Source organism: Fusibacter sp., assembly GCF_057447755.1.
Genome location: NZ_JBVBZF010000072.1, coordinates 1 through 13,728, shown reverse-complemented (window position 1 = coordinate 13,728; position 13,728 = coordinate 1). Strand labels below are relative to the sequence as shown.

Below are 13,728 nucleotides of genomic sequence, written 5' to 3'. Positions count from 1 at the left end.
GTAAGCCTTTTTTTTGAAAAGTATATATTGATGATTCTTGAAAGCTTAAAGGAAGAAGAGAGTATTATGACAGCGAGATTTTCATTTGAGTTTTGGGCCATTTTAACAAGAGATCCAAAGCTTAAAAGTCTTGCAAAAGAACGATATGATCGATTTTACCAACTTTTAGAGGACATCCTAATAAGGGGGATTAAGTCAGGAGAGCTCAGGCCTGATATTGACATAGAGTCTACTTTATATGTAATGATTGCCACACTTGATGGCATGATTTATACCAATACAGTTATGGGCATTGAAATGTCAAAAGAAATGATGTCCCTATATCTAAAGACAATTTTGTCGACTTTGAATTAGAGGAGGACCAGCACATGATTCAGTATTTAAAGGGAACAGAGACCACTGATGCCAATATTTTTAAAGCTTTCAGTATTGGTTTTTCTGACTATATTATGAAGTTTACAATGTCACAACCGGATTTTATCGCACGTTTTTTTGGTCCAGAAGATAATGAGCGAAAATATACTGTAGTTGCCTTAGATGATGAAATTCCCATTGGGATTGTTATGGGTGGTATTAAAATATACAAGGGTGTAAAAACCATGAGATGTGGGGCGATTTGCATCGCACCTAATTACAGGGGGAAAGGCATCAGTGATGAATTGATGCGTTTACATCAAGAAATGGCGGTTGCTGAGAATTGTCAACAAATGATGCTTGAGGTGATTGTTGGAAATGATCGGGCCATAAATTTTTATAAGGATAAGGGTTATTATAAGGTCTATGAAATTCAGTATTATTCTCATCACGGTCATTTACCAGTAACATCAGACCACTATCAAATTGACCTATTAAGTAGGGAAACTTTAATGAAGCACATCAATATATCTGAGCTTGAACCAATAAATTGGCAAAATACTTTTGATTATGTGGACCAGCTCAGTAAAATCAATTACTTTGGTGTCTATAATGGAACTCAATTGATTGGATTCATAACCATTGATGAAAACGGTAAAATATATCATTTATGGACAAGGCCCGAATATCGGTTTAAGGGAATTGCCACAGCCTTGTTGGCTTATGCAAAAAGGACACTCTCCTTGGAGGTCGTGAATATCAGTTTTATAAACAGAGCCAGTATCTTGGCGTTTGTAATCAAGCTTGGTTTTAAACCACTAGACTTTTATCAATATGAGATGTACAAATGGCCAGAATCTGAGTAAACGTGCATTATGCAAGATTTAAAAACCCTAAGTTCCAATGGCTTAGGGTTTTTAAAATGTAATGATTTAGTAATATGAAAGCAAAAAAAAATTAAAAATCTGTGCTATGATATTCTTATAGCATTAGATAGAAATACATTAAAAATTTTAAAGGAGAGCGGTTCTAAAGTGAACCCGTTGTTAATCTATGAATAAGGATCTACTAAGACGACGAGAGAAAATTAATGATAACATAGAAATATTCGTGATGAAGGATATCGAAAGCCCTAACTTAGATATAAACATTACTGTTTTATATTCCAAGGAAAAGGCACTCCTGATAGACGCTGGCTATTTTGTCCAAGCGAACGGCATATCAGAAATATTAAGCGAGAATGGTATTTCAGTGGAAGGAGTATTGTTGTCACATTATCATCCTGATCATGCAGCAGGTATTTCAGCATTTAAACCTAAGTTCGTATATTGCTCTGAGCACTACATAGGTAATTATAAAAGATGTTCAGAAGTTTGGGATGTAGATACGGAATATTTCAAACCGACGCATCTTTTAAAATCAGGCGATTCATTTAATTTTGAACAACATGTTATAAAAATTCATGACTCGAAATCTCATAGTGAAGACAGTATTTTAATTGAAATAGACAATGCTTTTATTCACGTGGGCGATCTCATAATGAGGGATGTCGATAATCGTACAACTTGTCCCTATATATCATTAGATGGTGATATTGAAGGTTACCTTAAGAGTCTAGATATTATTAGGGCAAACAAGGATGAACTGTTATTGCTTTCTCATGGAATGCCATTGCTTGATCTTGATGAAAAATTAAAAGTTGTAGAAGACCATATAGGCTATTTTAATGGACTTCTAGAGCTAAAATCAAATCCGGATTTTGAAATTCATTTGCCGTCTTGGGCTTTTGAGGAATGGCATCAGAGTAATGTTAAATTTCTGAATAGGAGAAATATATGAAAATAAAAGCCTTTATTTGTGCAATTAATGGATTGATAGCGGTTTTTAAAACAGAGCGAAACTTCAAATATATGACAGTGGGCTTTATGGTTACAATTGTCATGTCTGTGATTCTAAAAATTTCAAGACAAGATTGGATCCTCGTGCTCTTATGTTCAGGAGCTGTTTTGACAGCAGAGATTTTTAACACTGTAGTGGAGAATATTGTGGACTTTATTTCTCCTGACTACAATTTGAAGGCAGGCTTGATAAAAGACATGGCGGCAGGAGCCGTTTTGATCATTTCATTAATTGCACTTGTAATTGGTCTTATTATTTTCATGCCATATCTCATTTAAATGGTTGTATCGCCATTTAATTCGCATTATACTAACGGTAAAGCTTATTCTAAGAGAGTCCTTGCGACTCGGGGAGGACATGATGTCATCAGGTCTAATCGTATTTTTTTCAAAACATGGTAATACAAAATCAGGGGCGCTCAAGTTAAGTGAGAAATGGCATTTGGATATCATTGAACTGAAAGAGATCCATAAAGGCAATTTTGTTCAGGCAATTTTAAAAGGCAAGTCAAAGCTTGTGGGTCAACCCTGGAAGATTGCTGAAGCATATGATCACATTGTTTTGATGGGGCCAATATGGGCAAGTAACGGTGTCCCGGCAATTAACGCATTTGTCGAAAATATGGATTGGCATCATAAATCTGTTACAATCATCACCTTCCAAATGTTTGAAGATCTTAAGAACAGCAGTCAAGTACATGGACATATTTCAAAATGTATTGAAGATAAAGGTGGCCATATCAGTTCAAAATACGCACTGATAGGTGGTAAGATGAATACATTTGCAGGCGATGAAGCTATTAAAAAAGAAATTGATAAGGTTGAATTGGTATTGTAATGAGTTGGGGGCAGCATGAGGCGTAAGTTAATCTTAATGGGGACAATCTTAATGATTATGAGTTTGGTGTTGATGGATCAGTTTACCATGTCAACCTATCATATGAATGTATTTCAATATTTCTTAGGGGTTCATCAGCTTACATTGGAAGACAAGGTTTATTTAAAAGAGCATGGTCCTATTATATATGCTTCAGATAACAATTCACCGCCCCTAAGATATTTTGATAAAGAAACAGGGCAATATAAAGGGATCGTTATCGATTATTTAAGAGCCCTTTCCATTGAACTTGAAACAGAGATTCAGTTCCATCCTATGGTTTGGGAGGAAGCTCTTCAAGCCTTAAAGGAGGGTAAGACAGATATATGTGACATGTATCCTTCAAAAGAGCGGTCTGAAGTTTATCTGTTCTCTGATCCGGTCTATTATCAGCGTGGGGTTATACTTGTTCCAAAGAGCAATACATCAATCCACAATGCTGCTGACTTAAAAGACAAGCGCGTGGGCATTCAAAATGGTGATTACATGCATGAATACCTAAAAAATAATGTTAAGGGTGTTCAATATGTCTTTGGTGTGGACTATGAGGAAAATATCAAAAGAATGATCAATGGCGAAGTTGATGCAACCGTGGGAGATGAACCTGTTATTAGTTACTTCATGGGGTTATACGGTTTGTCAGATGATTACAGGATTGTTGATGAACCAATCTATGAACTCCCTTCAGTCTTGAGTTTGCCAATGGATGAGAAGAGATTACAGACTATTATCAATAAAGGGATTTATGCATTAAATCAAAAAAAGATTATCAACAAGATCCAACAGAAATGGTTTGGCATTTCAACACCTATTGATAATGATAATAGTGTTAGACAGTTTACAATAGTCGTCATTGCAGTTTCCACCATTGCTTCAATGATTGTCGTTCTGATTTTAATTTGGAACCTTGAGCTAAAAAAGGCAGTGGATGAGCATACCAACGCATTGAAAATAAGCAAAAATAACTTACAAACGATTTTGGATGGATTGAGTTATCTCATCGTGGTGGTATCAAATGATTTAAAAGTAATTTCTGCAAATGCCCTGTTTTATGACTTGTTCAATTTAAAAGAAAGCAGTGAGGGGATTGAACTAAAAACAGTAATCCCTGGTATATCTACTGAGACAAAAGAAAAGTGGATTGTTCGTCATGAGGGTAGTGAACAAATTATAAAGGGCAGAACCTACTGGGTTATGCCATATCATATACAGTACGAAGATCAAGCTGAGGAAACAACTCTTCTCATGTTTGAGGATGTCACGGATAAAAAGGTCAATGAGGCAAGACTTCTTCATGACAATAAAATGTCAGCCATCGGACAGTTAGCAACTGGCGTTGCCCATGAAATTCGAAATCCACTTGGACTTATTCGAAACTATGCCTTTCTCTTAAAAAGAAATCACAATGACGAAAAAATATTGAATCAATCCCTATCTGTCATTGAAGAATCAGTAGACAAAGCATCGTCGATTATTGATAATCTTTTAAATTTCTCTAGGCTGTCAGATGATTCAACCAAGAGGACGCATTTAAAACCGGTAATTGAAAATGTAATTCAGCTTAATGAAAAACTCATGAATAAAAGTCATATGAGATGTCATCTTATCCTTGAGGATGTCGAAGTGAACATACAGGAGGAATCTCTTAAGCATATCTTGATTAACCTGATAAATAATGCGATAGATGCCATGCCAAAAGGTGGTCAGTTAACCATTTGGTTGAAAAACAATCCCAATGGACCATCTATCAGTATAATTGACAATGGAATGGGTATATCTGAAAAGACTAAAGAAAAACTCTTTGATCCGTTTTTCACCACAAAAGAAGTTGGTGAAGGCACTGGTCTTGGTCTCTATATCGTGTATAATGAGTTAAATAAGATCGGTGGTAAGATTGAGGTTAAATCTAAAGTTGGTAAGGGAACCATTTTCAAAATTCAGTTAAAGAAAGACAATGAGGCTTAAAAATGCAGAATAGCAGATTCAGAATACTAATCGTGGATGACGAACAACATTATTGTGATGTTTTGAAGTTGATTTTAGAAGGGGAGCATTATCAGGTTAAGACGACAACCAGCTCCATGATTGCCCTTGAGATGCTTGAACAAGAAAGTTATGACCTAGTAATCAGCGACTTTTTTATGCAGGATCTCGATGGCTTTGAATTGCTAAAAAAAATCAAAATGGATCATGTGGATACGGAAGTTATCATAATCACAGGTTATGGTAGTATTAAAAATGCAATTGATGCTATAAAAAAGGGTGCTTTTTCCTATTATATTAAATCTCATGACCCAGAAGAACTATTGTTTGAAGTTAAGAAAGTGAAGAAAATTGCGGAATTATCTTTAAAGATGAATCAGCCAGCGGTTAAAGGACAGTATTTAATGATGTCTAAAAATCCCAAGATGAAAAAAATAATCGATATGATTGATAAGGTTGCAGATAGTAATGCCAATATCCTGTTACTCGGAGAATCGGGTGTGGGGAAGGAAGCCTTTGCAGCCTATATTCATGAAAAATCATCACGTAAAGATAAAAACTTTGTCCCTGTCAATTGCCATGCATATTCTAAAACACTTTTGGAATCGGAGCTATTTGGTCATGAAAAAGGTGCCTATACAGGTGCAACAGAGACGAGAATTGGAAAGTTCGAATCTGCAGAAGGCGGCACGCTGTTCTTAGATGAGATTGGTGATGCCACACCAGATATGCAGGTTAAGATGCTGAGGGTGCTTGATAATAAGCATATTGAACGCATCGGTTCCAATCGACTAATTGATGTTGATTTTCGTCTAGTTTGTGCGACGAATAGAAACATTACTGATATGATACAAAACGGCCTCTTTAGAGAGGATTTCTACTATAGAATCAGTACTTTTGCACTTGAAATACCACCCCTTAGAGAAAGGCGTGAAGATATACCTCAAATGGTTCATTTCTTTATGTCTAGACTTGCAAATGATATGAAAAAAACCATTCGTTCAGTGGAAGACGATTTGATGGATTATCTCCTTCAGTATGATTACCCAGGAAATATAAGAGAGCTTAAAAATATGATCGAGCGTTTAATCGTGCTTTCAACAGATGGGATCTTAAAAAAATCAGATTTATACCTGGAGCAAAAAAATAAGACACAATTTCAAATTCAAACGTTAAAGGCTTTTAGAAGTCAGTCAGAAAAACAATATATTGAACGCATATTAAAGCACACGGAAGGTCATCTGACCCAAGCCGCTGAACTCTTAGATATTACAAGGCGACAATTGTTTAATAAAATTCAAGAATTAGAAATAGATATTGAGCGTTACAAGGGCAAAAACGAGAAATAAATTTCCCGACGAGAAATTTATTTCTCGTTTTTTGTAACAAACATATTACAGAAATGTTGAAAAACCGTAATATTTAAACTTGGCATGACATTTGCTCTTATATAGGGTGCAGATAATTATGAAATATATTTATAATTTACTGCAGATATGAAATAAAAACTTTATAGGGGGTAACAAAATGTCATTCAACGATATCGTTAACGTGTTGAACAATTTAATTTGGTCTAATTATTTAGTGTATCTTTGTTTAGGTACAGGGGTTTTCTTCTCATTCATCATGATGTTTCCACAAGTAAGACTTATCAAGGACATGGTAAAACAACTTTTTACAGACAACAGCTCTGAATCAGGTGTTTCTTCTTTCCAAAGTTTTGCAATGGCTCTTGGTGGCCGTGTTGGTACAGGTAACATCGCTGGTGTTGCAACTGCAATCGGATTTGGTGGTCCGGGTGCTGTATTCTGGATGTGGGCTATTGCATTCCTTGGTGCTGGATCAGCATACATTGAAGCAGCACTTGCACAAGTTTACAAAGTTAAAATGGATGGTGAGTTCCGTGGGGGTCCATCATTCTACATCGAAAAAGGTCTTGGTCAAAAATGGTATGCAGTTTTATTTGCAATCTCTGCTATTATCTCATGTGGTTTCTTCTTACCAGGGGTACAAGCAAACAGTATTGCAACTGCAATGAACACTGCATTTAATATTCCTACACCTGTTACAGGTGCAATTGTTGCAGCATTACTTGGCTTAATCATCTTTGGTGGTGTTAAGAGAATTGGTAAAGCAGCAGAAATTATCGTTCCTTTCATGGCGATTGCTTACATTATCGTTGCTGTGATCATCATCGTATTAAATATCTCTCAAGTTCCTGCAATCTTCGCTTTAATCTTCTCACACGCATTCAGTGCAAAAGCAGCTACAGGTGCTGTTATTGGACAAGCGATTATGTGGGGCGTTAAGCGTGGTATTTACTCAAATGAAGCTGGTCAAGGTACTGGTCCTATGGCAGCAGCTGCAGCTGAAGTAACACATCCAGCTAAACAAGGTTTAGTTCAAGCATTTTCAGTTTACGTAGATACATTATTCGTATGTTCTGCAACTGCATTCATGATCTTAATCACTGGTATGTACAATATCTATGATACTGCTGGTAACGTACTTGTTGAGAACGTTCCAGGCGTATCTCCGGGTCCTGCATTTACACAAATGGCGCTTGACTCATTTGTTCCTGGCTTTGGTAAAGGTTTCGTTGCAATCGCATTATTCTTCTTTGCTTTTACAACTTTAATGGCTTACTACTACTATGCAGAATCAAACGTTGCATATGTTGCTAGAAATTCTAAAAATCATAAGTTAGTTTTCAACGTAGCTAGAGTTGCATTACTTTTAATGACTTTCGTTGGTGCTATTAACTCAGCAGGTGCTGTTTGGGCGCTTGGTGATGTTGGTGTTGGTTTAATGGCTTGGTTAAACATCGTTGCAATTTTACTTTTAACTAAGGTTGGTGTTGCAACACTTAAAGATTACGAAGCACAAAGAAAGCAAGGCTTAAACCCAGTTTTCAATCCTGAAAAATTAGGCATCAAAAATGCTGATTTATGGATGGAAAACCTTAAAAAGAATGAAGAAAATGCTAAGAAACAATTAGAGAAGGCTAATAAAGTAGCTTAACATTACTCTTAAAAGTGAGTAATCTCCTCTATAGAAAGCACTTTGACTATGATATTCAGCATCATAGTCGAGTGCTTTTTTTATTGTATATCATTAGTTACAAGGAGATGGTATTAGGATTAGTATTGTGTAAATCGCAAATTATAGCAGAAATAAAAAAGCAGTTAATTATATTAAAATGAACAAAGGACTTTTGACTAATTGTGGCGAATTAATGATAAAGTACCATATTAGATTTGAGGGAAGTTACATATTTAAACAATCAAAACAGGGGGGACTTATGAAGTTCAAATTTTTAGGAATGACTTTTTTTAGCACCTTGATTGTAATGGGCGTTGCATCTGTATTTCAATATTACTTTCAGGGTTCAATCGTAATCATTTCAATGACTTTGGTTTTAGGGGCTATTTTTTTATCTGGTATTGTTCACAATCGCATAAGGAAGCAAATTGATTATTTAACGGCATATACAAGGGAAATTGAACAGGGAAATATTTCCTATAAGCTCCATAAGGGGACATATGCAGAAATGCACAAACTTGTTGATGCAATTGACAAGATGAGTAAAGATATGAAAATCAATTTAGGTCAGGTCGTCATTACATCAGAGAAACTTCATAAGGAAGTTAATACGACTCGTGATCAATATGGGGCATTAGAAACAAGCTATACAGGCATAAATGAAAATATTACTGAGATTGCAAAGGCAATTGAAGCAACTGCCCAACAATCTCTTTTGACTAAGGAAACGTCTGACAATATGATGGCAAATTTACTTGAAGTGAAGTCAAATGGTGAGCTCACAGAGAAATCAACAAATGAAATGCTTGAAATTGTGAAGGATGTCAATGTTAAAACCCATCAGATTATTGAGGGAACAAAGACTAGTGCCGCTATGATTAAGACAGAGGCAGAAAAAATTGCAAACCTAGAAGCCAATATGAAACGGATTGAAGGTATAGTTCAAATTATTACGGGTATATCAGAACAAACCAATTTACTTGCATTAAATGCTTCTATTGAAGCAGCCAGAGCTGGTGAAGCTGGTAGAGGTTTTGCGGTGGTTGCAGAAGAAGTTAGAAAACTGGCTGAGGAGTCCAATTCTTCCACAGATTCCATTGCCAGTATCATTGGTTCAGTGGTTAATCAAACAAAAGAAATTGCCACTTCCTTAGCAAGAAGTGTAGATACGGCACAAATGAACATTGCATTTGCAGATGAGAGCAGTAGAAGTATAAAAGAACTTAATGAAGTTATGAACACAAGCATGAGTCAACTGTCTATTATGTTTCAAAAGATTGATGATCAAAAACAGAGTTCAGAAAAAGTAAGTCATTTGATTGAAGCTATTTTTAATGAAAATCAAAGCATTACTGCCAATATTCAGGAAGTGTCTTCCCTATCCGATCAGCAGATGAATGCGCTTTCAGATATGACAGGATCCATTAATTCTATTAAAAGCGTATCGGATGAATTGTTTAATATGAGCATTAAGCACAAAAGCGGCATTAAAATAGACAATATGACAAGAGATAAAGTTGAGAACTGCTTAAAATTGTACAAGGCCTTTATTCAACAGTTGAATATCGACAATGTTCTTAAATTCAGAGATTCAGATATTAGGACTTTTGTAAAGACCAATGATGCTTATGAGTTTGCAGCACTCCTTGATGAAAGAGGAATTGCGCATCACTTTAGTGAAGATGTCGGTAAGGATTCAATAGATGTCAGCTACAGACCTTTTTACTTTGAAACCATAAAGGGTGTTGATTATATTTCTGAACCCTATATATCAAGCATAACAAATGAATACTGTATTACAGTAGCGACACCTATTAAAAAGGGTGCAAGTACCTGTGGCGTTGCTGTTTTAGATATTACATTATAAATTGAGGAGGAAAAGATGAAATTTTGCTGGACAACATTAATGGTGAGTAATCTTGAAGAATCTTTAAAATTTTATACAGAGATTATCGGATTAAGGATAGATAGACGGTTTAATGCTAGCCCCAAGGTGGAAATTGCTTTTTTGGGTGATGGCGAAACAAAGGTTGAATTAATCCATAATAGCGAACTCAAGGATATCGAATATTCACCATTTGTAACATTGGGATTCGAGGTAGAATCACTTGAAAAAATGAAGATTTTGCTCGAAAACCACAATATTAGACTTGAAAGTGAGATTTTAAAACCAAATCCTCATATTCAATTTTTCTATGTTAAAGATCCAGATGGGGTAAAAATACAATTTGTTGAAAATTTATAGGCTCTTTTATGTCTTTAAAATGAAAATATTGATTTAAACCCTATTAGCATATTTATAATTGGGTATATACCACCTGAATAAGCGCTTTTTATAGAGGTGGGTATATGAACGATGTGGCATCAACTTGTCAATCAAAATTGTCAAGTGTATTAAATGCATTGACTCAATCTGTTGTCATCATAAATAAACAGGGTGTTGTAATGCACTTTAATGACAATGCCCGAATGCATATGAATCACTTTTCAAAAAAATCACTTCAAGCCGGAATGTCAGCAATAGATTTCCTGCCTAGCCAAAATAGGTTATTATTTCAGGATAAAATTGTAAGTGCCTTGGCCGGCAACCAAGTTTCCTTTGAGTTAAATATGACACTTGCTAGTCAAAACAAAACAGAGTGGTACGAAATGTCTTTTTCGCCAATCTATGAAGGGGACTTGCTAATTGGCGCAACACTAATGTGGTGGTCAATTGAGCAAAGAAAGCAAACGGAAGTTAAAATGATTAGAAAGCTAGACTTTGAACAATTAATAGCCTTGATTTCTTCTAGGTTCATCTCCGTAAGTGATGTGAGTGAAGCCATCAGGTTATCTTTAAAGGATATAGGCGTTTTTAGTCATTCTAGTAGAGCATACGTTTTTGAATTTAACAGTGACAATACTTTGATGGACAACACCTTCGAGTGGTGTCAAAAGGGTATTGAACCTGAAATTGATAATCTTAAAGGCATACCGATTGAAACTTTTCCTTGGTGGATTTCAAAGCTTAAGAAAGGTGAGATTATTGAAATTAATGATGTCTCAAAGTTAACGATTGAAGCCGCTGCTGAAAAGGAAATTCTAGAGATGCAGAGCATTAAATCCATATTGGTATTACCGATTATGCTTCATCAAGAGCTAAAGGGTTTTGTCGGTTTTGACAATGTGATTTCCACGGGAAGTTGGGATACTGATGATTTGACACTTTTAAAGGTTACAGGTGAGATTATTAGCCATGCATTTGAAAGACTAAAAGCTGAAACTGACTTAATAAATTATAACAATGAACTTGAAGCCGCACTCAACCAGCTAAAAATTGCAGAATCTCAGATTATACAGCAGGAACAACTGGTTGGTATTGGCCAGTTGGCAGCAGGTGTTGCTCATGAAATCAATAATCCATTGGGTTATATACTGAGTAATATAGGGATGTTAAAGCAGAATATTGGTGAAATAACACAACTCTATAAAGCCTATGATATATTATATGCACATAAGGATGATCTTGATCAATTTAAAAATGCATTGTATGAGATTGAAATGCTCAAACAAAATTATGCCTTGGATGAGATTGTCGATGATCTTGAAGCGCTTCTTGAGGATATGGAAGAAGGCTTGCAACGGGTTTCAAAAATTGTGAATGGACTAAGATTTTTTTCCCATGTAGATCCTACAGAAGAGTATTGTTTATACGATCTTAATGAAGGTATCGAGAACACTTTGCTTGTTGCAAACAAGGAAGTGAAGCAAATGGTTGTTGTGGACAAAAGACTCAATGCTATTCCTTTGATAACTTGTGTAGGCAATCAAATCAACCAAGTTTTGTTAAATATTGTTTTAAACAGTACGTATGCAATTAAACATAACAACCATAATGATGTGGGCTTCCTATCAATAGAAACTGAATCAGACAATGAATATGTCTATTGTAAAATATCAGATAACGGTGGTGGTATAAATGAAGCTATTGAAAAAAAAATCTTCACCCCCTTCTTTACAACCAAACCAGTTGGTGCAGGCGCAGGATTAGGCCTAAGCATTGCCTATGATATTGTCGTTAATAAACATAAGGGCAAAATCGATGTAATCAATGATTATGGCAAGGGAACGACGTTTAATATAACTTTACCAATTAATCAATAAATTAAAGTGGCTAAAGCCACTTTTTTTTGTGAATTTAAACCTTAATTTAGTGAGAAAATTCTGATAAAATGAAGTGGGTTTTAAAGTTAGGAGGCTATACATATGTTAATGGATACAAAAATTAATTTTCTGCTTTTCAAATATGGCTATCAAGGAAGACAAAATATTTTTGAATACTGGATGGAAAATAAAGATGCTTTTACAGCTTACATGAGCAAGAGAGACCCAGAACTCCTGGAAAATCGACTTATTATTGAGGAGTTTGAGACCATGGTAAGATGGCGGTCCCCAATAGGCACCTTGCTCGCAGAATCCATTAGAGCCCACATGCGGCGATTATCACTAGAGAAAATAAGCGATTTTTTGGACCTGAAAATCAAATATGGTAAAGAATATTTTGGACTCCATGATCTTTATGAAAGACATCCCATGTCAAATTCACCATGCCAAGGTCTGGATTTAAGGGGGATCAGTATCATTCGACTTGAGGTGAAGGATACCAAGCTTGAAGGAATAGATTTCAGTTATGCTTGCTTCGATCGTATGACTTTTGAAAATGTTGATTTTATCAACTGCAAGTTTTTTTATACTCAGTTCTCCGATGTTAAGTTGATAAATTGTAGATTTGATGCAAAATGTGAGCTAGAACAAACGATATTTACAAGTACTTTGATTGGATCAAATTTTTCATGTGATGTTATCAATCCGATATTTTCTAAGTTTAAAAGAAAGTACATTTTTAATATGCTGTTTAATCCTGATGCGGTTTGGAAACCTTATTCAGAAATTACCGATGCTTCATTTATCCAAAATTGCAAACCTAATAATGTGGCAATACATCTTAAAAACCAGCAGAAACTCATAAGCGAAACAAAAGAATACAATGGACTGCCTTGGGCTTTGAAGTGGTTATTGATCCCCAAATACCTTTTTCGAAAATTATGACGATGAGCATGTTTAAACGAATGATGTCTTCAATCAACTCACAGAAAGTTCGCTAAAATCGCGGTTTGAGTCATGTTTCTTAAAAAAAACTCAAAAAAACTGATTTTTTTTTCAAAAAGGACTTGCAAAAGAAAAATCTCTGTATTATAATCAGTAAATATTAAACCTGTATACAGTATAATTATTCATAAAAATTAAAAAGTTAAGGCAATGGCGTCTTCAAAAAAAAGAGAAAAAGTTCTCTTTCATTGATGACGCCTTTTTTATTACAAGAATGAAAATTGAGTCGAATACTGCGATGAGACATATTCATCCTCAAACAGTGTTAGCTCTAGGCCGTTACAATTCTTTTATGAGTAGTTAGGACAGCTGTCCATGTGAACTTAAATCAAAAATAGAAAGTGGGGAATTCGCATGGATACATTAAAATCAATTGACACGATGTGGGTATTGATTGCAACCTGTTTAGTATTTTTTATGCAAGCT

12 protein-coding genes are annotated in these 13,728 nt (G+C 35.3%); all 12 read left to right on the top strand.

Annotated features, from left to right (window positions below; all coding sequences use genetic code 11):
* Positions 1–354, top strand: a 354-nt coding sequence (locus tag AC220I_RS10485) for a TetR family transcriptional regulator C-terminal domain-containing protein (RefSeq protein ID WP_486723778.1), incomplete at its 5' end; no start/stop codon positions are given.
* A 14-nt stretch (positions 355–368) separates the two neighbouring features.
* Positions 369–1,220 carry a GNAT family N-acetyltransferase gene (locus tag AC220I_RS10480; RefSeq protein WP_486723777.1) on the top strand — a complete coding sequence of 284 codons (852 nt, stop codon included), beginning with the start codon at positions 369–371 and terminating at the stop codon, positions 1,218–1,220.
* Between the two features lie 187 nt (positions 1,221–1,407).
* Complete coding sequence (locus tag AC220I_RS10475; protein WP_486723776.1) at positions 1,408–2,193, top strand: MBL fold metallo-hydrolase; 786 nt, start codon at positions 1,408–1,410, stop codon at positions 2,191–2,193.
* On the top strand, positions 2,190–2,531 hold the full coding sequence (locus AC220I_RS10470) for a diacylglycerol kinase family protein (RefSeq protein WP_486723775.1): 342 nt from the start codon (positions 2,190–2,192) through the stop codon (positions 2,529–2,531). The genes AC220I_RS10475 and AC220I_RS10470 overlap by 4 nt, the downstream gene beginning before the upstream one ends.
* A gap of 82 nt (positions 2,532–2,613) precedes the next feature.
* Complete coding sequence (locus tag AC220I_RS10465) at positions 2,614–3,090, top strand: hypothetical protein (protein WP_486723774.1); 477 nt, start codon at positions 2,614–2,616, stop codon at positions 3,088–3,090.
* Positions 3,091–3,105: 15 nt separating this feature from the next.
* Entirely contained in the window at positions 3,106–5,094 is a 1,989-nt protein-coding gene (locus AC220I_RS10460; protein WP_486723773.1) for a transporter substrate-binding domain-containing protein, read from the top strand.
* Positions 5,095–5,096: 2 nt separating this feature from the next.
* Complete coding sequence (locus AC220I_RS10455; RefSeq protein WP_486723772.1) at positions 5,097–6,461, top strand: sigma-54-dependent transcriptional regulator; 1,365 nt, start codon at positions 5,097–5,099, stop codon at positions 6,459–6,461.
* A gap of 178 nt (positions 6,462–6,639) precedes the next feature.
* On the top strand, positions 6,640–8,133 hold the full coding sequence (locus tag AC220I_RS10450) for an alanine/glycine:cation symporter family protein (RefSeq protein WP_486723771.1): 1,494 nt from the start codon (positions 6,640–6,642) through the stop codon (positions 8,131–8,133).
* Positions 8,134–8,413: 280 nt separating this feature from the next.
* Positions 8,414–10,021 (top strand): methyl-accepting chemotaxis protein, encoded by a 1,608-nt coding sequence (locus tag AC220I_RS10445; RefSeq protein ID WP_486723770.1) that lies wholly within the window; start codon positions 8,414–8,416, stop codon positions 10,019–10,021.
* 15 nt (positions 10,022–10,036) lie between these two features.
* A complete protein-coding gene (locus AC220I_RS10440) occupies positions 10,037–10,399 on the top strand; it encodes a VOC family protein (RefSeq protein ID WP_486723769.1) in 363 nt (120 codons plus the stop codon).
* A gap of 104 nt (positions 10,400–10,503) precedes the next feature.
* Positions 10,504–12,297: a GAF domain-containing sensor histidine kinase gene (locus tag AC220I_RS10435; RefSeq protein ID WP_486723768.1), complete on the top strand. Its 1,794-nt coding sequence runs from the start codon at positions 10,504–10,506 to the stop codon at positions 12,295–12,297.
* Positions 12,298–12,399: 102 nt separating this feature from the next.
* Entirely contained in the window at positions 12,400–13,242 is an 843-nt protein-coding gene (locus tag AC220I_RS10430; protein ID WP_486723767.1) for a pentapeptide repeat-containing protein, read from the top strand.
* The last annotated feature ends 486 nt before the right edge of the window (positions 13,243–13,728 follow it).

What these genes read in the sequence shown, in the direction of transcription:
- AC220I_RS10430 (WP_486723767.1), top strand. Translation starts at nt 12,400, where the DNA reads ATGTTAATGGATACAAAAATTAATTTTCTGCTTTTCAAATATGGCTAT.
- AC220I_RS10440 (WP_486723769.1), top strand. Translation starts at nt 10,037, where the DNA reads ATGAAATTTTGCTGGACAACATTAATGGTGAGTAATCTTGAAGAATCT.
- AC220I_RS10450 (WP_486723771.1), top strand. Translation starts at nt 6,640, where the DNA reads ATGTCATTCAACGATATCGTTAACGTGTTGAACAATTTAATTTGGTCT.
- AC220I_RS10465 (WP_486723774.1), top strand. Translation starts at nt 2,614, where the DNA reads ATGTCATCAGGTCTAATCGTATTTTTTTCAAAACATGGTAATACAAAA.
- AC220I_RS10470 (WP_486723775.1), top strand. Translation starts at nt 2,190, where the DNA reads ATGAAAATAAAAGCCTTTATTTGTGCAATTAATGGATTGATAGCGGTT.
- AC220I_RS10460 (WP_486723773.1), top strand. Translation starts at nt 3,106, where the DNA reads ATGAGGCGTAAGTTAATCTTAATGGGGACAATCTTAATGATTATGAGT.
- AC220I_RS10445 (WP_486723770.1), top strand. Translation starts at nt 8,414, where the DNA reads ATGAAGTTCAAATTTTTAGGAATGACTTTTTTTAGCACCTTGATTGTA.
- AC220I_RS10435 (WP_486723768.1), top strand. Translation starts at nt 10,504, where the DNA reads ATGAACGATGTGGCATCAACTTGTCAATCAAAATTGTCAAGTGTATTA.
- AC220I_RS10455 (WP_486723772.1), top strand. Translation starts at nt 5,097, where the DNA reads ATGCAGAATAGCAGATTCAGAATACTAATCGTGGATGACGAACAACAT.
- AC220I_RS10480 (WP_486723777.1), top strand. Translation starts at nt 369, where the DNA reads ATGATTCAGTATTTAAAGGGAACAGAGACCACTGATGCCAATATTTTT.
- AC220I_RS10475 (WP_486723776.1), top strand. Translation starts at nt 1,408, where the DNA reads ATGAATAAGGATCTACTAAGACGACGAGAGAAAATTAATGATAACATA.